Source organism: Clostridium sp. DL-VIII, from assembly GCF_000230835.1.
Taxonomy (GTDB): Bacteria; Bacillota; Clostridia; order Clostridiales; family Clostridiaceae; genus Clostridium.
The window spans coordinates 5,775,018-5,800,175 of sequence record NZ_CM001240.1; the positions used below are offsets into that span (position 1 = coordinate 5,775,018).

The 25,158-nt window shown below is 29.3% G+C and carries 13 protein-coding genes and 1 pseudogene; 1 reads left to right on the forward strand and 13 read right to left on the reverse strand.

Annotated features, from left to right (window positions below):
* Positions 1 to 51: 51 nt before the first annotated feature.
* From CDLVIII_RS26270 to CDLVIII_RS26285, 4 genes are all read right to left on the reverse strand, one after another.
* Positions 52 to 1,428: an AAA family ATPase gene (locus CDLVIII_RS26270; protein WP_009172530.1), complete on the reverse strand. Its 1,377-nt coding sequence runs from the start codon at positions 1,426 to 1,428 to the stop codon at positions 52 to 54.
* 1,036 nt (positions 1,429 to 2,464) lie between these two features.
* Complete coding sequence (locus CDLVIII_RS26275; RefSeq protein ID WP_009172531.1) at positions 2,465 to 4,000, reverse strand: recombinase family protein; 1,536 nt, start codon at positions 3,998 to 4,000, stop codon at positions 2,465 to 2,467.
* An 87-nt stretch (positions 4,001 to 4,087) separates the two neighbouring features.
* Positions 4,088 to 4,312, reverse strand: coding sequence for a hypothetical protein (locus tag CDLVIII_RS26280; RefSeq protein ID WP_009172532.1), 225 nt, complete (start codon positions 4,310 to 4,312; stop codon positions 4,088 to 4,090).
* A 102-nt stretch (positions 4,313 to 4,414) separates the two neighbouring features.
* Positions 4,415 to 5,908, reverse strand: a complete 1,494-nt coding sequence (locus tag CDLVIII_RS26285; protein WP_009172533.1) for a hypothetical protein — start codon at positions 5,906 to 5,908, stop codon at positions 4,415 to 4,417.
* 620 nt (positions 5,909 to 6,528) lie between these two features.
* On the opposite strand from CDLVIII_RS26285, the gene CDLVIII_RS26290 reads away from it, so the two are divergent.
* Positions 6,529 to 7,803, forward strand: coding sequence for a hypothetical protein (locus CDLVIII_RS26290; RefSeq protein ID WP_009172535.1), 1,275 nt, complete (start codon positions 6,529 to 6,531; stop codon positions 7,801 to 7,803).
* On the opposite strand, the pseudogene CDLVIII_RS26295 reads toward CDLVIII_RS26290, so the two are convergent.
* The 9 genes and pseudogenes from CDLVIII_RS26295 to CDLVIII_RS26335 all read right to left on the reverse strand — a co-directional run.
* Positions 7,802 to 9,142: pseudogene (locus tag CDLVIII_RS26295) on the reverse strand (alpha-glucosidase); the annotation flags it as partial. The gene CDLVIII_RS26290 and the pseudogene CDLVIII_RS26295 overlap by 2 nt on opposite strands.
* A 438-nt stretch (positions 9,143 to 9,580) precedes the next feature.
* A complete protein-coding gene (locus tag CDLVIII_RS26300) occupies positions 9,581 to 12,415 on the reverse strand; it encodes a glycoside hydrolase family 66 protein (protein WP_009172537.1) in 2,835 nt (944 codons plus the stop codon).
* Positions 12,416 to 12,435: 20 nt separating this feature from the next.
* On the reverse strand, positions 12,436 to 15,861 hold the full coding sequence (locus CDLVIII_RS26305; RefSeq protein WP_009172538.1) for an N-acetylmuramoyl-L-alanine amidase family protein: 3,426 nt from the start codon (positions 15,859 to 15,861) through the stop codon (positions 12,436 to 12,438).
* A gap of 323 nt (positions 15,862 to 16,184) precedes the next feature.
* Entirely contained in the window at positions 16,185 to 17,126 is a 942-nt protein-coding gene (locus CDLVIII_RS26310) for an ROK family glucokinase (protein WP_009172539.1), read from the reverse strand.
* Positions 17,127 to 17,201: 75 nt separating this feature from the next.
* Positions 17,202 to 18,845 carry an alpha-glucosidase gene (locus tag CDLVIII_RS26315; protein ID WP_009172540.1) on the reverse strand — a complete coding sequence of 548 codons (1,644 nt, stop codon included), beginning with the start codon at positions 18,843 to 18,845 and terminating at the stop codon, positions 17,202 to 17,204.
* Positions 18,846 to 18,898: 53 nt separating this feature from the next.
* Positions 18,899 to 21,292: a glycoside hydrolase family 31 protein gene (locus CDLVIII_RS26320; protein ID WP_009172541.1), complete on the reverse strand. Its 2,394-nt coding sequence runs from the start codon at positions 21,290 to 21,292 to the stop codon at positions 18,899 to 18,901.
* Between the two features lie 127 nt (positions 21,293 to 21,419).
* Positions 21,420 to 22,301 carry a carbohydrate ABC transporter permease gene (locus tag CDLVIII_RS26325; protein ID WP_009172542.1) on the reverse strand — a complete coding sequence of 294 codons (882 nt, stop codon included), beginning with the start codon at positions 22,299 to 22,301 and terminating at the stop codon, positions 21,420 to 21,422.
* Between the two features lie 12 nt (positions 22,302 to 22,313).
* On the reverse strand, positions 22,314 to 23,204 hold the full coding sequence (locus tag CDLVIII_RS26330; RefSeq protein WP_009172543.1) for an ABC transporter permease subunit: 891 nt from the start codon (positions 23,202 to 23,204) through the stop codon (positions 22,314 to 22,316).
* Between the two features lie 169 nt (positions 23,205 to 23,373).
* Positions 23,374 to 25,050, reverse strand: a complete 1,677-nt coding sequence (locus CDLVIII_RS26335; RefSeq protein WP_009172544.1) for an extracellular solute-binding protein — start codon at positions 25,048 to 25,050, stop codon at positions 23,374 to 23,376.
* Between the last annotated feature and the right edge of the window lie 108 nt (positions 25,051 to 25,158).

Sequence of the window (25,158 nt, forward strand, 5' to 3'; positions counted from 1 at the left end):
TCCATATACATTAATCATAACTTAAATTATTAATTACAACTCCTCAGATACTTAGATGTTTTTAATATCTTTAAGCTCAAATCGTGGGAATAAATATATTGGAATTGTATATATTTTATTTGCTACTCCACCTTCTGTTAATCCTTTAAGGTAAATGGCAAAATTTATCTTTCCATTATTTAATGACTTAGTTATAGTTTTTCCTGAGTTCTTTCCTGCTTTAACTTCTATACCATAAACATAACCATTTTTTCTATCTCTATAAACAAAATCTAATTCCCCATCACCATATACAGCAAACATTGGAACAGTTGATATTTTATCTGCTAGACATTGATAAACAAAAGTCTCGTTCAATACACCATTAGATTCTGATAATAGTATATTGGATTTATTCAAAACATAATTTGCCATTCCTATATCTGATAGAAAATATCTTTGACGTTTTTTTATGTTAGTAAAATCAAATTCTACTAATTTATCACAATCTTTAACAAATTTTGAAGTATGAAACCATTGCAAAATTCTATTACAATTTTCTTTATTTATATTACTTGAATACTGTTTTACTATAATTTGTTGCAATTCTTCAGCATAACTTCCACTACTAAAACCTTTTTTATTATTTGCAAGCATTTGAATTATTGCATTTATACAATCTTCAAACATTCTTGCTGTTAATATATCTCCATCAAAATATCTTGCAGATTCTTCACAAAAAATACGTAATAACTTTTCAAATAATCCTTTTAAGTTATCCACACCACTATTTAAATATTCACAGACTACTTCTGGATATCCACCTACAATACAATAGTCTTTATATTTACTATAAATAAGTTCATAGTTATTCTTTTCAGATTTTCCATATAAGTCTAAAGCTTCATATACTTCGCTTAAATTAACCGCATTAATAAATTCTATAAAAGATAATGGCTTTATTTCAAGGAAATCCACATCCCCCATTGGAGACCAAAATTCCTTTTTCATTACAACCCTGCCTAAATAACTTCCTGTCATAATAAAGTGAGCTTCAAATTCCCTTGCAAATTGTCGTATCATATTATATATTTTATATTGTTCTTGAATCTCATCAATTATTATTATACATTCCTTGTTGTCTATGAATTTCTTTGAAAATCGTTTAAACATTTCCTTTAAAGAATTAGTATTTTCTCTATCAAGTATTCCACTTGAGCGTTCATCTTTTATTTTATCGTAAATGGAAAGTAAATCTTCTCCACTTTCTTCTAATAAATTAATGTAAATTACATCTTTATAATTCTCGTTAGCAAATTTTTTCACTAAGTAGGTTTTCCCAACTTGCCTTGCGCCTTCTACTAATAATACTTTATTAGTATGATTATTTTTCCATTCTAATAATTTATTATAAGCATCACGTTTTAAATATATTGATCCTTCCTGCATAGCATCACTTCCTATCATTATATATTTTGTTTTTTATATGCTAAGTATGTTATATTTAAATTTTCTAGTTAATTATATTTTGTTTATATATATTTATTATAACCAATTTGCAATTCCCTTCAAACTTTTACCCAAAATAAATGATATAGATATTGTTTAAAGCTCATATATTTATAACTTGAATTCAATAGTTATTATTACATGCATAATGATAACAGCCTTCAACACCGCATTATTCCAATGATCATTACTTGTTGTAATCTATATTTACTTCTCTTTACTTAATTATATTTTATTTTTGATACTGTTTTACTTACAAACATTTACTGTATTTTGGATTCTTCATGATCTATTTATTACAAAAATTAGTATCCTAGATTCATTTATTTAACCTATGCTACAATAATTTTATTTTAAATATTTTTATTTAATATACTAAGTCTTCTCTATAAATACAGTCTTATTTTCAATAATAGCATTTTATACCGCATTATTCCTATGCTTATTACCTGTTGTTGTTTCTATTTGCTTCTCTTTAATTAATTATATTTTATTTTCAATATCGTTCCAATTTACAAACCTTTACTGTATTTTGGATTCTTAATGATTTATTTAGTACAAAAATTAATGGTATAGATTAATTTAATCTATACCACACAACTAATATTTAAGTATTATTATAATTAAATATCAATATTCTCAACCTATAAATTCACCTTTTCCAATAACATTCTTTATTATTACATTGCTTACTACCTATATTGACTATAGCTCTTTATCCTTAATTATCTTATATTTTGTTTTGCTTTTAATAATATTTTCTATTTCAATCCTTCTAGTATTATAATTGCGTTCTTATAATATTTCACGTTTTATATAAATACAAAATTAGTGTTCTAAACCTATTTTAATTAACATGACTAAGCCTTATAAATACAGTTTTATTTTCAATGAGTAACCTTCAACACCGCATTATTTCAATGATCATTACTTGTTGTAAACTCTATTTGATTCTCTTTACCTAATTATATTTTGTTTACTTATAATTTAAATATTTAAAATGTACATTTATAGTTCCATCTATAAATACAGTTATTTTTTCTATAATAGCTTTCATCATTGCATTATTCCAATGCTCCATATCCGTTTCTAAAAGTTCATTGACTCCTCCTATTAATATTTTCTCTTCTTCTTTAGAAGTATCTTTGCTATTCAATACTTCTTCCAGTTCATCCTTCCTTTTTACTAATTGATTCAAGCTTTTTTCAATGCTTTCATTTTGCAGCTTGAATTGCATTTCTCCAATAATTCCATTTGTGAAGTTTGTTAACAATGCTGTAGATATAGTTACTTGCTGCTCTAATTTTGATTTAATTACTTTTAGCTCTTTTTCTAAAGCTTTATTATCATTGACTGAATTTTTTTCCTTCAATCTTTGTTTTAATTCTTCGTAATTATTTGCAACTAACTTATCTAATTTATCTTTAATATATTCTGTTAATATATCTTCCCATATAAAATTAGATGTATGTCCACATTCTACAGTCCCCTTAAGATCATAAGATATGCAATTATAATGAGGCTTATAATTTTTCAACCTCTTCTTTCTTTTAATGGTAAGTCCTGCCCCACATTCACCACAAACTAATAAATTACTGAATAATGATGCATTACTTTGCCTTGTTCCTCCTGTAGCTAAATTAGCATGTTCTTTAGTATAAAACCTTTTAGCTTTATTAGAACGTTTATTTATTTCCTCTTGCACCTTTTCAAATTGTTCCTTAGATATTATAGCTTCATGATTTTCATAGTGTTTAATCCATTCTTCTTTTGGTATTTTCTTTTGTGTATCCATTGTTACATCAATTGTTTGGGTTCTCCCTTGAGTTAATATGCCTAAATAAAAATCGTTTTGTAGAATTGCACTAACTGTAGCTCCTGCCCATTTGCCGCCTCGTTTAGTTGATATTCCTTCTTCTCTTAGTAATTGCGCTATTTTATTAAATCCGTTTCCTTGAATATATAGCATAAATATCTTTCTTACTATTTTAGATTCAATTGGATTTATAATAAAATTTTTTATCTCTTTACTATAATCATATCCATATGGGGCTAGAGTTACATGAACCTTTCCTTCCTGATTATAATTTTCCCATACCATTTTTATTCTCTCACTTGTCTTTTGTGCTTCTTGTTCCGCTAACCAAGCAAACAATCCAAATTTACTTGCATCTTTTTCACTATCTAAACTATCTTCTAGCAAAACTACTCTAATGCCATTACTCCTAAGCATTGCAATAGCTTCAAGAGTTTCTCTCTGATTTCTTCCAAATCTTGAATATGACTTTGCTAATAATATGTCAAATTGTTTCTTCCTGCCATCCTCTAACATTTGCAACCACTGTTTTCTTTTATATCCCTTTGCTCCACTTATACCTTCATCTGTATAAGTTCTATAAATAATGCAACCTTTATTTCTCTTCAACCAATTCTCAAATATTTCTTGTTGATTGTCTATAGATGAATGTTGATCTAATGTCGATACCCTTGATAAACAAGCTACTCTCTTCATGCTTTAACCTCCTATTCATCAGTATCCAGTTTATTAATATAAACAAGGATAATAACAAATCCTTGTTTATATTTAAACTTATGTTGCCTATAGTGCTAATAAATTACTTTTTCTTAAATACATATCTTCTAAACATTCCTTCGCATCATTATCTCCGTAATGTGAGATAAAATTATATATCTTTCTCCCTACTTTTTTTATATCTATTTCCACATTATTTCCTTTGTATATATTTATGGTTTGTCCACTTTTCAAGCTACCACAAGCTTTCTGATAATCTTCTTTTGATATATACATTAAAATATTATTCATAATCATCACTCTCCTCACTTTAATGTATTCACATATAATTGACTTAATTCCAATTTTTTAACATATATGTATCTAAACTTAAACTTTATTTAATTTTAAGTATTAATCTATCCTTCTTAGTACTTCTTCCATTTTTAATTTATTGATTATTAAAAATCTTCTTGAATCCCCTGAAATTTTATGTGTCCTTCGTATTATCCCTTTATCAAGTTTTGTTTTTATTATTCCTAAGACATCTAATGCTTTATTAAGCATTTCACTAGTTGCTGGAAATTCTATTGAAAATTTTCGCCAATATTTAATTGTTTCTTGAACCGTTTTTTCTGAGCTTAAATAATAATTTTCCTCATCCTCATATCCAATAGTGTTTTTATCTGTATGTCTACTTCTAAAAGTTAGTTTAATCTCTCCATCACAAATTAACTGTTGCAACGCTTGTAAATACATTATTGCTGGATCTTGTTGTAGATTCGCTTTTTCATGAATTGAAATTGTTTCATAAATAAATTTGTTCCATTGATGATAAATATCCTGTTTCTTTTCTATATCTATAATTTCCAATTCTATGGCATATTCTAAAAATATATTGCAAATAATCTCGTAAATAGCTTGTACTTCTGGAAATCGTCCATGTCCATATTTTCCTTGATTTTTATTCCTTAAGTTTCTAAAATTATCTCTAATATATTTGATAATTTTCTCTGAATTATCACTAACCCATTTAATAAAGTGATATAAATGTGTAGATAATATTTTAGGATTTTCTTGATGATACTTTAGTACTTCTAAATTAATATCATTTTTCTCAATACCTATGCTTAAATATCTTGAAACTGTTGATTCTCCTTTTATTGTTAATTCCCCTGTAATAACTAACATTCCCCTAGGTGGATACTCTTTTCCTCTTTCCATGTTTTTATCTAATCTAGATTTTCCAAAGTTATCTCCATATCTGCGAATCATTTCAGATGCCACTTGCTGTGTATAATTCCATTCTTGTTTAGATATAGAATGAAAAAAATCATCCAAGATTAATAAACTGTCCTTATACTGAAATGATTTTTCTTCAAGTGATCCTATCGTATCTTTAAATGTGGCAGATAAATAATCTTTACTTCTGTTAAAAATATTAAAGAATACTTTTGCAGTACTTGTTTTTCTGCTACCAGTTAAGCCTTCTAGCCATAGCAAAAAATTAGGATTTACACCAGCTACATTAAATAGTTCTTTTAGTACACTTAAATGAGTATATAAAAACATAGGAATTGTTTTATGATAATCTGCTATTTGCAGCATATTTAAAGCTTGATTTAAAGCTTGCCTTTTATTCATTTTATGGTCAACTTCAAGTATTTTATCTTCTTTTCCTTTTATATTGAGATTATTTCCACCAATGTTGCCTCCACCATGAAGATAAATCCATTTATTATTAATTAATCTCCATCCTACATGTTCATATTTAATCTCAGTTTGTTTATTAGTAAATAGCCTTCCAATATAAATCTCCAAGTATTTATATAATTGATTATCATAAATACTATATTCTATGCCTAACCTTTTTATCCAATCAGAATTAATTATATCTTTTGAATGCATTTTTATTATTTTTGAAATTCCAAATTGTCCTACTAGGCGACACTGTAGTACGTATAAAGTTTCTTTATGTATCCCATCATCTTTAATTTGTTTTTTCTCAGCTTGAATAATAAAGTTGGTTAGTAGAATTTCTTTTTTGTCAATTAATAATTTTACTCCATAATTATGGTCTTCATAACATATAGCATTATTAATATTAATTCTATTATTTGATATAAGATAATTATATTTAACAGGAACTGATACCTGTAGAATACTATCATCTGAATTTGATTTTAAATTATTATTGATCTGTATATCTGTTTCCTGTTCTATATTGTTAACTAATGATATCTCATCACCGCTTTCATTATTTTTTCGTAAAGTTCATTTTTTCTCCTGAAGGTATTCTTTTCATAAAAGTACGTTTTTCACCTTTTTCACATCTTGTCATAAATTTATACATTTGCTTTCCACCTTTCTAATATATAATCTCTTAAATAACTGTATATTCTTTATATATCTATTTTATTTTTATCCAAATAAAATTGTTAATTGGGATAACATATGTTGCTATAAATTATCCAAAAACAGATTTATCTAGTATATAATTAAAAATAAATGCTATTTGGAGGTTTTTTATGAGAAAAGATATTGAAGCAGACTATACAAAAGATGAATTTATAAAAAAATACGATATAAAGGAATATGATTTTAAAAATGACATAGAAAAATTTTTAGACTATTTCTACCTAGATAAAGAACGACTAAAGAGAGATTCAAACAAAGAAGGTAATTATGAAATTCCATATGAGATAAGTGACCTTTTGTCATTAATGTTTAAAAATTTTAAGAATAGTCCTTTTTATGACAAACGCTATAACCTCGACACTAAAAATACAGACTTTACTCTAAATTATATAGATAAAATTCTATCTGAAATCGAAAATTTACCTGATTATCTTAAATATAATATAAAGAAAAATCCAAGCTATTTGTTTAATAAAAATTTAAAGGAACTTATTCCCATTTTAATAGATAAATTTACTGCTTTATTTGTATTAATAGCTTCAAAAAGTCATGTTTCTGCTGGAAATCAATTAAAAGAATTAATAAAGCAGTTAGATAATTGGATTAATAATTATTGTTTGCATGATCAAATGATGAAATCTTATGAAAATTATGATATTCCAATTTTAGACATTGATGATTTACAAAATATACATTTGCACGACAAATATAATTATGATATCGATTCTGTTCTTTCTAAATGTCTTGATGAGCATTTAAGAGACGACACTACAAATTTACCAATAGATCTGCCAGAAGATTTGAAAAGCAAGCTCTTAAATCTCTCCAAGAAAGGAAAGAAAAAACGTAAGCCAAATGAAGATGAACTTTTTTATATTAGAAAAGAGTACCATGAATTTCTAAACACATTTTTAAACAAAGAACATTTTTCTAAAATCCTTAGTGATATCGATAATGAAGCTCAGAAAATTTCCAATTTTAACCTTATTCATCCAAAACTCTCACTCCCTGAAATAGAAAACACTTTATATGATTACTGTACTACATATAACTTAATGAGCTCTGAAGATTTTCATATAAGCAGTAATATTCCAATTAATTTTAAGAATGAAATATCAAATTTGAAAATTGATAACATTTGCCTTAATCATTATCTTGAAAGATTGTTAGAAGCTCATAAGAAAGATCTTGAAGATTCAAAGAAAGATTTAATTAGTGGCAATTATAGTTTAGATAAACTGAATTCTGAAAAGAACTTAAGAGATGAATTAAAAAAATGTGCTTCTGAAATATTTAATATACAAAAAAATATGTATGCCGAAAAGGATAAATTGTTTAAAGACGTAAATTCTGATCCTAAGTACAATTTAATTAAAGAACTATAATTTCTTTATAATTCTTATTTGCTTTTATCCAAGGAGTACCTGTAGTAAAACCACCATTGTCTGTGTTATTCCATTGCATTGGTGTTCTTGAATTATCTCTTGTAGTTGCTTTTACAATCGCAAGAGATTCCTCTTCTGGCATTCCATGCTCTATTCTTTCTTTATAACTGTGTTTTGTTGCAACATCATCAAAATCATCAATACTGTTATAATCTACATTGGTCATTCCAATTTCTTGGCCTTGATAAATAAATGGAGTTCCCATTTGCATAAAATACATTAATGCCAATGCTTTAGCACTTTCTTTCCAATATTTTCTTTCATCTCCAAGTTTGGATACGCTTCTTGTTAAATCATGATTTTCTAAAAATAATGCAATCCAACCGTCTTTATAAATAGCATTTTGCCATCTAGATAAAGTTTTCTTGAAATTTATTAAAGGAAATTTTTCAATACCATCCATATTCCATAAATGCATATGCTCAAACTGAAATATCATAGAGAATTTTCCTTTTTCCTTTCCTGTCCACTCTTCTAAATCCTCTATTTTTACCCCACTTGCTTCTGCTATTGTAAATATATTATATTTATCAAAAGTATGTTCTTTTAAGTCTTGTAATAAAAGTTCTATACCAGGCTGTTTCATTTGTTTATTAAAAGATGGCACATATTTCAAATTATCTGGATTGGGCATATCATCATAATCACACTTTTTAATATGACTAATTGCATCTACGCGAAATCCATCTATCCCCTTATCTAACCACCAATTAATCATTTCATAAAGTGCATTTCTTAAACTTTTATTTTCCCAATTAAGATCTGGCATCTTTTTACTAAATAAATGCAAATAGTACTCATCACTTTTAGAATCATATTCCCAAGCTGAACCTCCAAATATACTTGCCCAATTATTAGGTTCAAAATTATCCTCATCATCTATAGATTGTTTTCCTTTTTTCCAAATATACCATTCTCTCTTTGGATTATCTTTTGAGCTTCTTGATTCTATAAACCATGGATGTTCATCTGAAGTATGATTTATAACTAAATCCATAATTAGGTACATCCCTCTCTTATGAACTTCTCTCAATAAATTATCAAAATCCTTCATAGTCCCAAATTCCTCAAGTATATCTTTATAATCACTAATATCATATCCATTATCATCATTTGGTGATTTATATATTGGACTTATCCAAATTAAATCAATTCCTAAATCTTTTAAATAATTTAATTTTTCAATTATACCTTGCAAATCTCCTATTCCATCTCCATTAGAATCATTAAAACTTCTAGGATATATTTGATATGCGACTAATTCTCTTTGCCAATTCATAAACTTCCTCCTAAATCTTCTATAAATTTTATCAAATCAAAACATATTTTAGATGTGATTTTTCATAAATTTAGGCACATGAAAATAAATAATAGACCAAAGATGTGCCGTATATTTCGTGTCAGGCAAGGAAGCAAATCCTGCTCATAGCAGGGCCTATTAGTAGGATTTGCTGACGCAGTATGGCACGAAATAGGCAAACATACTGGTCTGTTATTTTTTTGATTGTGCCTTAATTAACAAAACCTACATAAATAACAGAAACATAGCAATATTCTCTCAGCTGTAAAAAAGTTTATTTTTCACACTAATTATTGCTATGTCTCTTTTATTGTTCCCTAACAATTTCTAATATTCACATACTTTAGGCATTATCAAAAAAATAACAAGTCCAAATATCCTCGGCATATTTTGGCTTGTTATTTTCTTTCATATGCCTTAATTTGCTATCAATTCAACATTATCAATTTCCAGATTTGTCATATCTGTACTATCTTGCATAAATGAAATTATTAAAGTACCATTGGTAACATTAACCTGCCCAGATATTTCAGCATATGAATCTCCATGAGGAATTTTAACTGAAGCTGTATCTCCTCCAAATCCAGATAATTCTAATTTAGATGATGTAGGAGTTCCAGTATTTTGTTTAACCATTGCTTTTACTGTATAACTTCCATTAGGCAACTCAGTTACCTTTTGTTGTAATGATTGTTTTCCTTGTGCCCAGAAATAACATTTGTAATTTCCATCATAGGCATCATCCTGATTAACTCCAAATCCATCTTTATTAAGAGCTGCCCAGCCTGTTGCATCACCTGATTCAAAACCTCCATTTGTTATTTTTCCAACCGATTCAGGTATATAAACCATATATCCTTCATCACCTGGTTTAAGAACTTTAGCTTCTTTTGATACAACATTTTCATTTTCATCTAATAATTGAATATCATCGATTTGTAAATTAACCTCGCCATTCACACTTGATTTATAATTAAATGCTATATTTAACTTTCCATCTGTAACCTCTACAGTTCCTTCTATTTTCTCATAGTCATCAGAATGTTTAATATTAACTTTTTCAGTATCATTACCTGATGTTAATTCCATAGCTGCATAATCTGGAACGCCTGTATTTTGTTTTACCATAGCTGTTACTGTATATTTTCCATTTTTTAATCCTGATACTGTTTGGTCAAGCTTCTCAATATAAGGTTTTTTATCATAGAAAAATAACTTATTATTTCCTGATGCCGAATCTGTTGAATCTATACCATAACTGCCTCCTGATATATTCCATCCCATTAATCCATCTTCAAAACCCGGATTAGTTAATTTACCCGGAATACCTATTGCATCATTATTTTTATCAATATTATCATTCTTTAATTTCTTTAGATAGATCATATTCCAATATTCTAATGATGGTACCGTAAATTCTATATAATTTCCTTTTTCATCACTTCCTTTTGTAAATTGTAAATTTTGTGATTTACAATCATTAGCATCAGGTGATGCCAATAAAACACTTTGAACATCTTGTGTTACATAATATTTAACTTTAAAGTTTTGTATTTTAGCTGGTGTAGATTTGATTCCATCAGCAGCTCTCCAGGTATTATCATAAACTCCTAAAAGATTTATCATTTGAATAACATCATAATTCTCATCTTTTTTACCATATGTCCATATCTTATTTGCTTCTCCTACATTACTACTTTCATATCCATCAACTTCAATGTCGTTATTAGTATTTATTTGCCCATCTCTTAATAAATTTTCATATGCAACTATAAAGTCATAATATTTTCTTTCTCTTGCTTTTAACTCATCATTCATAACAACATTTCTATTGGGGAAGTACTCTTTAGTAAGCATTCTTGTATCGTCACCTAACTCAAGCCTAGATCCACCTGCTGCAAATACTGAAGCGCCTGTTAATAATACTGATGTAGTATTAAATGTTCCTGGTTTCTCTTCACTATGCTTGTCTCCTACATTATAATTCATATATGCCGGTACTATTAATGATCTTCCGTTTGTCTCAGTCCTTGTTTGATCAACAACACCTTTTAGTGAATTATATGTTGCAGTACCGTCCCATGGCCAAACTTCTGTATATGCACCATCCACTTTACTACTATTTACTTGTTCATGTCCCTTACCTCCAACTGGATTCATCAATATATATTTATTAGGAAATGCCTCTTTAGCTGAATCTAAAAAATCTTTAAATGTAGTTGTAATTGATACTGGTGTTCCATCTGATTTATACATTGTCCCAAAATCACCTACAGTATCCATATGCCATCCATCAAAATTGAATGCATCAAAAACTTCTTTTTCTCTTCCAAAAATGTAATTTTGCCAATCCTTGTTTGATGGATCCATAAAATAAAGATCTGATTCCCAGCCATCAGGCATTTTCATAATCCATTGTGGTGAATTAATTCCACTTGGATCAGTGAACAATCCCCATTCTTTCTTTGCACCATAAGCTTCGTAGCCTTTATATGCTCCATATATTAAATTATATTCCATTGATGCAATTCCTGCTTCATGACCATTATTTATATACCCCTCTATTGTTGACTTATATACATCATGTTTTGATAAATCCTGCCACTTGTCTGCAACATTTGAGCCATCTTTTGCTATAGGATCATCATGTTTGTTCTGCCAATCGTAGTATTGTAATCCATTTAAATGAAATTTTTTTAATTGGTCTATTACATCTTTTGTATTTACATCATTTCCATACCTTGTTAAATACCCATATCTAGGAAACTTAAGCCAATTTGATGATACATCTACAGCTGTTGATGATGATTCTATAACTTTCCCGTCAGAATCTTTACACATAATTTCAAGTAAATATCCTTTATAATCCTCCTTAGGTGCTGTCCAGTTCAAAGACAATTGCTGATCTTCACCATCTTCAATTGAAAAACTTTGTGTTATTGTATCTCCAATTTGTGTATCTAGATGTTTTACTGATAATTCTATAGTTCCATTTGATATTTTATTTCCTGTGTAATTAGCCAATTCTATGTTTACTATTACATTTGAGCCTGGATTATACATTGATTTATCTGTTGAAACATCATATAATAAGAGCTTCTGATTAAATGCTCCTTTTTCAGAAGTATTTACTATTGGAATTTTGACAAAATTACTGTCCCCATATGCAATACTAGGTATATTTGATATAATTGTAGTTGCCATAAGCGCTATACTCCATAAAACCTTTAATTTTTTTCTTGAATTATTCATAACTTTTCCTTCCTTTTTAATTAATTGCTTAAAGCACCATCACTTCCAAGATTGTAGCCATTTATAGTTGTATTTGATAGCATTCTTCCATCTTCATCAAAATAGTACCATTTCTTGTTATATTTTAACCATCCTGTAATCATTTCTCCATCTGTGCCAAAATGATACCAATTTCCAGTATCATAAACCCATCCTACAGATAGTTCTCCTGATTTTTTTAGATAATAATGACTTCCATCTATATTTGACCAACCTGTTGCCATGCTTCCATTAGATTGTAAGTAATACCAATCATCACCAGATTTGGTCCAACCTGTTGCCATACTTCCATCAGATTGTAAGTAGTACCAGGTTTCATTTATATTGGTCCAACCGGTTTGCATAACTCCATCTTTATTAATTAAATACCATTTATCATTTACTTTAATCCAAGAATCTTTAACTTGTTTTCCTGATTCATCAAAAAATTCCCATCCCAATTTTGTTTTAACCCAACCATTACTATTTTCAACTTTATTATTGGAAACTGAATTATTATCTGCGTTACTATCTGTATCACCATTTGCACTATTTGCTTGATTAGCATTATCATTTATATATTCATTAATATTGGTTACATAAATACTGTCATCATCACCGTTACTATCTTCCCACGCAACTATATTATCTTTGTTATATACATCCAGACTATTTATACCTGAATCAACTGTATATTTTTCACTAAATCCTCCACCGTTAAATTCATATATTTTTTGCAATCCAAGTACCCATAAATTTCCTTCCGAATCTATTGAATAATATGGTTTCATTAAATTTCTAATTTGTTCTGGATCTGTGGTTTCTATTTTTTTATGTGTCATTCTTGTTTGAACAGATGGGTCATTAACCTTAGTTATAGAATTTCTATTAATATTGTAAGCAGTATCTACCGAAGATTTAAATGCTATTTCCTGACATTGTATCTCGTTAGTATTCTTAGGACTGTTTTTGTTGAATCTTACAGTATATAATTGCCCGTCTTTAGCAAATACATCCAAGTTATACCAGTCATCACTAACTTTAGGTTGAAGCCAAGATTGAAAATCTGATTCTGAATTCATTTCATATGCAATAGCTTCTTTCGGAGTATATGCATCATCAACTTTTTCTCCTAAAGCCTTAGAGAACCTTAGGATATAGTTTTTGCTGTTTGTACCATCTGGATACAATATGCTTATGTCACTATCTGAAGTAAATTTTACGTTAATTTCAGCATAAATATAATTTGAATCTTGCGCCAATACCTCCAAGCTGTTTAAATTAGCTGCAATATTTTCATCACCATATTTTTTCCCGAACTTTTCTATGGAAACTGTTTTAGTCTTGCCGTTAACTGTATATCCAAGTTTAATATTAGCAAACACCGATATATCCATATATTTTCCTTCATCATTTACAACGCCATAATACACTGGTTCTTTTGTATTATCTACAATAACACTTTCAACATCAGGAAAACTTTGTTGTAAAATTCCCGCAGATCCAGTAATATTAGTAGTTCCTCCAGTTATATTTACTGCAGCACCAGTTGTAGTTGATGTAGAATTTACTTGTTGTGTTGTTGTCTTTACTGAAATATTATCATCATATCCTAGTATCACACTTTCATCCAATTTTGTATTAGATATTATTTGAATAACTGGTTTTCCATTTTCTTGAACAACTTGAGCATAATATCCACAATAATCTTTTATTCTTTCAGCTATATATTCTGTTGCTGCTTGTACATCTCCATTATATGTTTTTGGTTGTCCGTCACTTTCTTTATTATTAGGGTCATTATCTGTTATTGAAAACCAAAATTGATAACTGCCACCAAAGTCTGATGTTATACCATCGCCTTTTTTTAGTGTAATGTTTCTCCAGTCATGTGCTGTTTGTGCATTTATATCAATTGTTGTTGTATATTGAGTAATTGTATCACTTCCGGTAGTTCCTCCTGTGTTATCAGCAGTTCCTCCTGGAGTTACCGCAGCACCAGTTGTAGTTGATGTAGAACTTACTTGTTGCGTTTTTGTTGTTACTGAAATATTATCATCATATCCTAGTATTACACTTTCATCTAATTTTGCATTAGATATTATTTGAATAACTGGTTTTCCATTTTCTTGAACAACTTTAGCATCATATCCGCAATAATCTTTTATTCTTTCAGCTATATATTCTGTTGCTGCTTGTACATCTCCATTGTATGTTTTGGGCTGTCCATCACTTTCTTTATTATTAACATCATTATCTGTTATTGAGAACCAAAACTGATAACTGCTGCCAAAGTCTGATGTTATACCATCACCTGCTTTTAATGTAATATTTTTCCACTCATGTGCTGTTTGTGCATTTATATTAATTGTTGTTATATATTGAGTAATTGTATCAGTATCACTTCCAGTAGTTCCCCCTGTATTATCAGTGGTTCCCCCCGGAGTTACTGCGGCACCAGTTGTATTAGTTCCTCCTGTATTATTAGTATTTCCTCCTATATTTCCATCATTTCCGCCATCATCTACATATTTTATATGACTTGAAGGCACTTCTTCTGTTGATACTGAAATATCACCATTATGTCCTGTTATTACATCCCCATCTAATTTTTGATCAGATACTAATTGAATTACCCATCTTCCATTTTCTTGTATAACTTCTGCATCATACCCACAATAATCTTTTATTCTCCCAGCTATATATGTTGATGCTGCTTGTACATCTCCATTATACGTTTTGGGCTGTCCATCACTTTCTTTATTACCAGCATCATTTGTTGTTACTGAAAACCAAAACTGATAACTATCTCCAAAGCTTGAAGTTACTCCACTTCCCTTCTTTAATGTAATATTATCCCAATCATCATTTGATTTTGCTGAAACATCGATTGTTGTTACATATTTTATATCTTGGCCATTATAATCTGCTGTATATTCATACCATACATCCTGAAAACTACTTTTATTAGTAACAATTTGTTTATCTAAATTAAGGTAATTTTCTACATCACTTCCGTATCTTTTCGTACCTTTTAATTTGCTTATTAGTTTGTTTTTAATAAGTGATTCCTGATCCTTTATACTTTCACCTTCAAACTGTCCTTTTTGCAAATTAAATAATTCTTCAACTCCATCATTATCTACTTGTACATCTGTACTTCCATATTTTATGGCTTCATCAGAAGCATCTACCTCCTCTAATTCTGTGTATTTACCGTTGTTATAATATGTTGCTTTTTCATCTCCACTACTTCCTCTATAACCATCATATAAATATTTGTTATTTGAATAAGCAACAGCATTATAAAAGCTTCCATCTTTATCCTGTAATGTATCATCTGCAAATACTTTTATTGGTGAATCTAATGTTGAGGCAGTTGTTGCACACATAATTAGTGCTATTATTTTATTAGTTCTTTTAATCACAATATTACCTCCCTTATTTATAAGTGAATAAGTATTAATCGTTTACAAGTGAATTGAAATAATCCTATATTATTTAATCTAGGCATATGAAAAAAATAACAAGTCCAAATTTCACATTTGGGTTCTCGAACTTTCACACAGTGCAATCTATGATTCTGTGTGAATCGCTTAAGCAGACATCTCGAATCTATGATTTAATGATGGTCGCTTACTCTGTGAGTACTCAGCGAGCGTATGCAAGTCGAGTTTCCTACGACGATGGAAAATAGACAGGCGGATTGACTTATTATTTTTTTGATAATGCCTTATTAGCATAAAATCATTTAATATTTGTAAATTAGTTTTGCGGCTCCATATATTCCTGCATCATTCCCTAACCTTGCAAGTTCAAATTTAGTATTTCTTACTGCATGAAATGCATTATCTTTAAAATGCTTCATGATATTTTTAATTAGAATATCCCCATTTTTAGATATACCTCCACCGATAACAAATGCTTCTGGATTAATAACACATGCAATGTTTGCTAAAGCTTTACCTAAGTTAGCACTAAAGTCATCTACTAACGTTAATGCTAATTCATCTCCGTCTTTTGCCGAATCAAAAATATCTTTTGCTGATAAACATTCAAATTCTCTCAATTTAGATTTTATTTTAGTAGTGGTTAACGCTTTATTGGCTAACTTAACAATTCCTGTTGCGGAAGCATATTGTTCTAAGCATCCTTTATTTCCACAGCTGCAACATTCTTCCTCATTATCAGAAACTTTAATATGACCAATTTCACCGCCTGCTCCCTGAGACCCAGATATTATCTTGCCATCAATAACAATTCCACCACCAACTCCAGTTCCCAATGTTACCATTACAATATTTTTATAACCTTTTCCTCCACCTTTCCATATTTCTCCAAGTGCCGCAACATTAGCATCATTTCCAGCCCTAACAGGCAATTTTATTAATTTATTTACTTCGTCTACTATGTTAAAGATTTCCCAGCCGATATTCACACATTTAAGTACTATTCCTTCATCTTTAACTGGCCCAGGCACACCAATTCCCACGCCTAATACATTATCCTTTAAAATTTTCTTTTCCTTAAGCTTATTTTCTAATGTTTCTACAATATCCTCCAGAATATATTTTCCCTCATTCTCTTTTCTTGTTTCAATCTCCCACTTCTCTAATAACTTCCCTTCAACTTCAAATAAACCAAGCTTAACGGTTGTCCCTCCAATATCTACGCCGAATATATACTCTTTCATTTGGACTACTCCTTCTATGATAATAACCTTGCTTAATTTCAACTGCTTACAATAAGTCAGTTAAGGTTATATTTTTTACTTTAATGTAAGTTTATAAATTCTTGATTCATAAGGTCTAAGATCTATATTATTTATGGAATTATTTGTATCTACATCATAATTCGAAATTAAAAGTTCCTTAGAGTTAAACTCGATTTCATCCTCAAAAGCAAACTTCGTCTTAGTACCTGTAAAATTACAAATAACTACTAACTTTTCATTTTCTAAAGTTCTTGTATATGCAAATATTTCTTTATTTTCTTCTAAAATCAATTCATATTTTCCATACACAACTACTGGATTTGTTTTTCTAATTTTAATTAGCTTTCTATAATAATTAAATATAGAATTTTCATCATTTAGTTGTGCTTTAGCATTTATTTCTTTATAATTAGGATTTACTTTTATCCAAGGCTCTCCTGTTGTAAAACCTGCATTTTTGCTATCATCCCATTGAATTGGTGTACGTGCATTATCTCTACCTTTTGCATATATGGAATTCATTATATCTTCATGCTTATAGCCTTGCTTTCTTCTTTCATTGTACATATTAATAGTTTCTATATCTTTATAATCACTTAAATCTTCAAATCTTATATTTGTCATACCAAGTTCTTCCCCTTGATATATATAAGGAGTTCCCTTCATTCCATGCAATAATGTAGCAAGCATTTTTGCACTTTCTACTCTATATTCTTTATCATTTCCCCATCTTGAAACTATTCTTGGTACATCATGATTATTCCAAAATAAACTGTTCCAGCCTGCTCCTTCTAATTCTATTTGCCATCTGGATAATGCTTTTTTTAAATCTAACAGTTCTAATGGCTTCAAATCCCATTTTTCTTTACCTGGTTCTTGATCTAATAAAATGTGCTCAAATTGGAATATCATACTAAGCTCGCTGCCATCTGGATTTGAATACTGTTTTGCTATTTCTGGATTAGAGCACCAAGCTTCCCCAACAGTTAATAAATTCTTATCTCCAAATGTTTTTTTATTCATTTCTTTTATATATCTATGAAGCTTTGGACCATTTTCTTTTATCTTTTCATCTGGAATTTTACCTATAAGTTCAATAACATCCATTCTGAATCCACCAATACCTTTATCAATCCAAAAATTCATCATATCGTAAACTTTATTTCGCATTTCTTCATTTTCCCAATTTAAATCTGGTTGTTTTTTACTAAATAAATGTAAATAATATTGTCCTGTAATCTCATCATATTGCCATGCACTACCACTAAATGTTGATCTTAAATCATTAGGTTCTTCTCCATTTACTGAATCTCTCCAAATATAATAATCTCTATATGAATTATCTTTTGATTTTTTAGATTCAATAAACCATTTATGTTCATCAGAAGTATGATTAACAACTAAATCCATAAGGATTTTTATGCCTCTCTTATTTCCTTCTTTAATAAGCTCATCCATATCTTCCATTGTTCCAAAATCATCCATTATATCTTCATAATCACTTATATCATATCCATTATCATCATTTGGTGATTTATATACTGGAGATAGCCAAATCACATCGATACCTAATTCTTTTAAATAATCTAACTTTTCTATTATCCCCCTTAAATCCCCAATGCCATCTCCATTTGAATCATTAAAACTCCTTGGATACACTTGATAAACTACACTTTCTTTCCACCATTCTTTATTCATAATTACCTCCAATTGAAATACTTTTATTTATTAATAAAATCATCTTAATATAGTTAATAAGCTAAAATAATCTCACAAATTGCACCAAATAAATCTTTATCTAATTCCAATGTTTGTAAAGCTCCTATAATTTTAACTGAAGTTTCATGTGAATTTATGATATTATAAATTTTATCTTTTATTTCAAATTCTATTTGTGCTTCATTTAAAAAGTCAAATATATGTTTAGTAATATTATTGCAGCTTAATTGAGACTTTCCTTTAAATTCAACAACTAAGCCCTCAAGTGAGTTTATTTCATTACTTTTTATAACAATCATATTCATTAAATTATTATATTCTTTTTCATATGCTGCTTCTTTATTATTTGATGTAACTGTTATTTCTTCACAATCATTAAAGCCTATATATTTAAGAACATAATTTCTCTCTTTTGGAACAATGGAACTTTCTCCTTTTATAGGCTTTATTATAAATCTAATAATAGATTCTCCCCATTCCAGGCTCATTTCTGTTTCCGCATATTTTCCTTTTAAATATTCTAAACTCTGACCATCATCCTCATACATTGTAAATGTACCATTATTCCCTGCAAAAATTCTTATTTCAATATCTTTTGGATTATCTATCTGATTGTAACAATTCTTCATATCTATCATTGGAATAATTGCTCCTGCTTTTGCAAGGACTGGTATTTTTTTAATATCTCTATATAAGTTAATATTTCTATTTCCAGAGTAAATCATTCCATTAAATATATCTATATAAATTCCATCTGGCAGCCATACCTTTACTTTTCCTCTGCCAATTTTCTTATTTATTGGATGTGTTATTGGACATGCAATTAATTCTGACCCAAAATAGTATTGATTTGGAACTTCATAAGCTTCATTATTTTCAGGATTATGATAATACATAGGTTGTATTAAGGGAATTCCATCTTCACTAAAAATTCTATTCATTGTATAAATATATGGTATTAAACTGTGTCGAAATCTTAAAAATTCATTCATGGTTTCATGAACAATGGAGTTGTACCTCCAAGGTTCCTTTCCATTAAAGACACTTGAAGAACTATGCAGCCTCATAATTGGAGAAAATACACCAAATTGAAGCCATCTTAATGCCATTTCATCATCTTTTATACCAAGCATATGTCCTCCAATATCATGGCTCCACCATCCATATCCTGCATTAGATGCATTGGCTGTAAAGTAAGGCTGAAAATCCAAAGACTCCCAAGTTATAATACTATCTCCCGAAAATCCAACAGGATATCTATGACTTCCTATTCCTGCATATCTAGAAAAAGTAAGCGGTCGCTTTCCACTACGTTTATTATCCAAAAAATGATAATGATTAAGCATCCACAATGGATCAAGACCTTCTATCTTTGAATTATTGCCTTGCTGCCAATCAATCCACCAAAAATCCACTCCATTTTCTTCATTTGGGTGATGAGCATACTTAAAATAAGCCTCCAAAAATTTTGGATCTGAAATATCGAATTTAATATTTTTTTCACTCAAATAATCTATATCTAAGTATTTAGCCATCTCAATATACATTTCTTCATGAGCTCTTATTCCATCAGCCGGATGGACATTTAATGTAACCCTTAATCCATTTTCATGGAGCCATTCCATAAATTCTTTTGGATCTGGAAATAACTCTTTATTCCAGGTATATCCGCTCCATCCACTACCATACTTAGGATCGATATCTACCAGATGCCAATCCATATCAATTACAGCTACCGAAAATGGTATTTTCTCTCTTTTAAATCTTTCTATTAATTCTTTGTACTCATCTTCAGTATATTTATGATATCTGCTCCACCAATTTCCTAATGCATATTTAGGAAGAAATGGAGTATTTCCGCATAATTTAAAAAAGTCTTTTAAGCACTTAAGATAATCTCTACCATATCCTAAAAAATAAATATCTGTTATATTTTTTTCTCTTGTTTCAATCCATCCATCTTCTTTTAAAATTAAAGATTCACTATCATCTATAATAGAAAATCCATCTTTTGAGATTAAACCTCTTTCTAAAGGAATTGCACCGTTAGCCCCATCCAAAGTTCTTGCTGTACCTTTTAAATCCTTAATTTCTTCGCTATAATGCCAAATGCTATGATAATTGCTTATATTCCCTCTTACCATTATAGTTAGTCCATTTTGGGAAAACTTCTTCTTGTCATAAATTAAATGAATACAGTCAGTTATTATTTCTAAATTATCATCCTCATCAATTACCTTAAAGTCTTGTACTTCAAAATTTCTATTTATTACTTTCTGGGTCGGTCTATTCTCAAATAATCCATTATCATTATATTCTAACCTTATCATTTGAGGAGTCAGCACAGTAAACCTATACTTATCTCCTTCTACAACATTTTTATTATTACACGAGGGACTTGTATCAATTTTATATATCTCCTTCATTATATTATTTCCTTTCTCCATCTCTTAACTTCAATGACTTATCTCAAAAATTTTTATCACATGGAAACTATTAATCTATAAAACTCCGAATTATTAGATTCATTTTAAAAATAATTCTTGATATACTCTATTCCTTAACAGATCCCACAACCATTCCTGTAACAAAATACTTTTGTAAGAATGGGTAAATAACTAATAATGGAATAGTTGATATAACAATTTTGGCCGAATTTAGTGTTTTATTAGAAATATCGGCAATACTTTGTAGTTGTGCCGGATTTGTTACTTTTGTAATATCTACTGTTAATTGTTGTATATAAGTTTGTAATGGATAATTTGCTGCTTTATTTATATATAGCAATCCACTAAAAAAATCATTCCAGTGTCCTACAATACTAAATAATGAGATTGTTGCTAATGCTGGAAGTGATATTGGAATATAGATTTTAAATAATATTTGCCATTTACTACATCCTTCTAATTCTGCTGCCTCTTCTAATGATTTTGGAATACTTTTAAAAAAATTCATTAACAAAATTACATTAAATATTGGTACAGCCCCTGGCAAAATTAATGCCCAAATAGTATCTAGTAAATGTAAGTTTTTTACTGTAATAAATATTGGAACAAGACCACCTGAAAACAACATTGCAAATATCATAAAATTCATATAGATATTTCTTGAGTGAAACTCTCGTTTACTTTTAGACAATGGGTATGCCATTAATACCACCAGTATCAAATTTAATGCTGTTCCTAAAACAACTCTTAATACAGAAATACCAAAAGAGCGCCAAAATTGACTTTCTTTCAATAGTGTCTTATACGAGTCCAAAGTAAAACCAACTGGAAGCAATCCTACCAAATTTCCTGCTGCTGCTGATTTATTACTAAAAGAAATAGCGACCATATTTACAAGTGGAAATAAACAAGCTGCTGTAAGTAATAATATAACACTCCATATGCAAACATCAGCAAACCTGCTTCCGAAACTTTTTGACTTTAACATAATTATTCCTCCTTAGAAAATCTGCATATTAGCAAGCTTTTGAGATAATTTGTTTGCTGACAATAATAATATACATCCTACAACTGATTTTAATAGTCCTACTGCTGTTGCAAAACTATATTGCATTCCAACTAAACCTACACGATATACATATGTATCAATAATATCTGCTGTTTGATAAACAATTGGATTATATAAATTAAATACTTGATCAAAACCAGCATTTAAAATATTTCCTAAATTCATTGCTGTCATTAACATAATTATAGGCATTATTCCAGGCAATGTTACATGTATCAGTTGTTTAAATCTATTAGCTCCATCCATAGAAGCTGCTTCATATAACCCAGAATCAATACCAGTTAATGCCGCCAAGTATACAATTGATCCATAACCGAATTCTTTCCACACATCTGTTCCTATTAATATGGGTCTAAACCATGTATTACTTGCTAGAAATAATGTTGGTTGATATCCAAACATTTTAAGGAATGCATTAACCGGACCATCAAAAGAGAAAATATTAGCTACTACTACAGCTAAAACTGCCCATGATAGAAAGTGTGGTAAATATACAATAGTTTGAATTGTTTTTTTAGCCCATTTTTTTCTTATTTCATTTAAAAGTAATGCAAATGTAATTGGTATTATGGTACTTAAAATAATTTTTCCTATGGCAATAATTAATGTATTTCTTAAAATATTCATACTATCTGGTATTTGAAGCATATATTTAAAATTATCAAGTCCAACCCACTTAGAGCCTAGTATTCCTTTTGCCGGTAAATATTCTTGAAAAGCCATTATTATACCAAACATAGGAATAAAGCTAAATATGAGTAAAAATATCATACCGGGTACCATCATAAGATGATAACTTAGTTGTTTTTTCCCTTTTTTCATGAATCCCCCTGCTTTCCTTATTTATAATGTTAAATATTAATTCTTCGATAATAAGGCATATGAAAGAAAATAACAAGTTCAAATAGGCAGGTGGATTGACTTGTTATTTTTTTGATAATGCCTAAGTTGGATGCAAATACTATTTGCACCCAAACTGTCAAATTAGTATTTATTTTTTTATAGCCTCTTCAACTTCTTTTGTAATTTCATCTCCACCCGTACTCTTCCAAGTTGAAATAAAGTCATCGAAAGAGTCTATTGAAGCTTCACCTGTTGCTATTTTTAAGAAAGCTTGATCTTGTAACTTCCTTAAATTCGTCCATTTTAATTTCATAGTCTTTGTCTGACCGAAAAATACTGGATTAACTTCATTTATCTTGGTCTCACTCATTAGTTTTGGAGCAATCATTCTTGAAGTATAACCACTCCATGCATCAGCACTTGGAGAATTTGGATTAGCTAAGTAATCCTTACATTTTTCATAATTTCCTTTATCAGCCCCTAAAGATTCTGGATCTTTTTCTCCTTTAAGTGCTAAATCAATATTTTTATACATATCAATTGTTGCATTATAATCATTAATAAGAATACCCACTGGTCTTACACCTGAATCAACGCCTTGCTTTATATAATCCATAAGTTCTTGCTTTCCATAATCCTCATATACCATCTTGTCATTAATAACACTTGCTATTTTTACTAATAGTTCTGGATGTTCAAATCCTTTTTTAACAACATAAAAGTCACTTGCTGGATTTTGTGTATAAGTTGTATAAGATCCATCTGCATTTGTTGGTATTATATAAGGAACCCATTGTGCATTTGGATTTAACTTCTTAGCATCATTTAATGGATAATCAGCTGACCACCATGGTCCAAAGAATGCTCCAGCTTGTCCGTTAACAATAAGTGAGGTAACATCATCACCTTGTCTTACTGCCATTTGTGGATCAATTAAACCTTTTTTAAACATTTCTGAAACCTTTTCCAATCCCTTTTTCATGTTATTAGTTGTAGACCCATATACTACTTTTCCATCTTCCTTAATCCATTGTCCTGGAAATGCATTATAAATACTTAAAACATTATCTAGTTGGAAGAGTGCGCCATAGATTCCTCCAATATTAGATGATGCTGCAAGACCAATTGTTTTTCCTGCTCCGTTATTGCCTGGATCTTTTGTCACAAACTGTTGTAAAATATTTTCCACATCATCCATTGATTTAGGTGCTTGTAAACCAAGCTTATCCATCCAGTCTTGTCTAACCCAAAGCATTGTAGGCACATTTGCACATTGAGTAGATGGCAGTGCCATAAGTTTTCCATCAAATGTAGCACTTTCTAATGCTCTTCCATTATATGAATCATACATTTGTTTAATTTTATCCGTAGCACAATTTTTGTAAACATCAGTTAAATCCGCTATCATATCACCATCTACTAATTGTTTTAATGTTGTTGCATCGACTTTCATAATATCCGGAATGTCACCAGTTGCAACTGACATAGATACTTTTTGATCATAAGCATCTCCATTAGCTGCTTCAAATGCATCTTGATTTTGAACATTTAATACGTCTTTTAGATATCTTGTATATGCGTTATTTTCATAGCTATCCCCCTGTGGAAATCGTGGACTTCCCGGTGTGTTTTTGCCTATGGTATAGGTTACTAATTTATCATATTTTCCATATGGTGTAGTTGCTGCTTGTGATTTATCTTTTGCTTCTGTTGTCGCTGTATCTGTTCCCTTTCCACATCCTGCAAAAAACACAGCTAATATAACAGTAGCCATTCCAATAGATGTTATCCTTTTCATAGTTTTCATTAGATTTCTTTTTAACATACCCCTAAACCTCCTAATTTTATGAATAAGTAATATATTAACTATAAATAGCTTTTGGTTAACTAATTTATATTGTAATTATAAAATTTATTTAGTTATGCGTATATA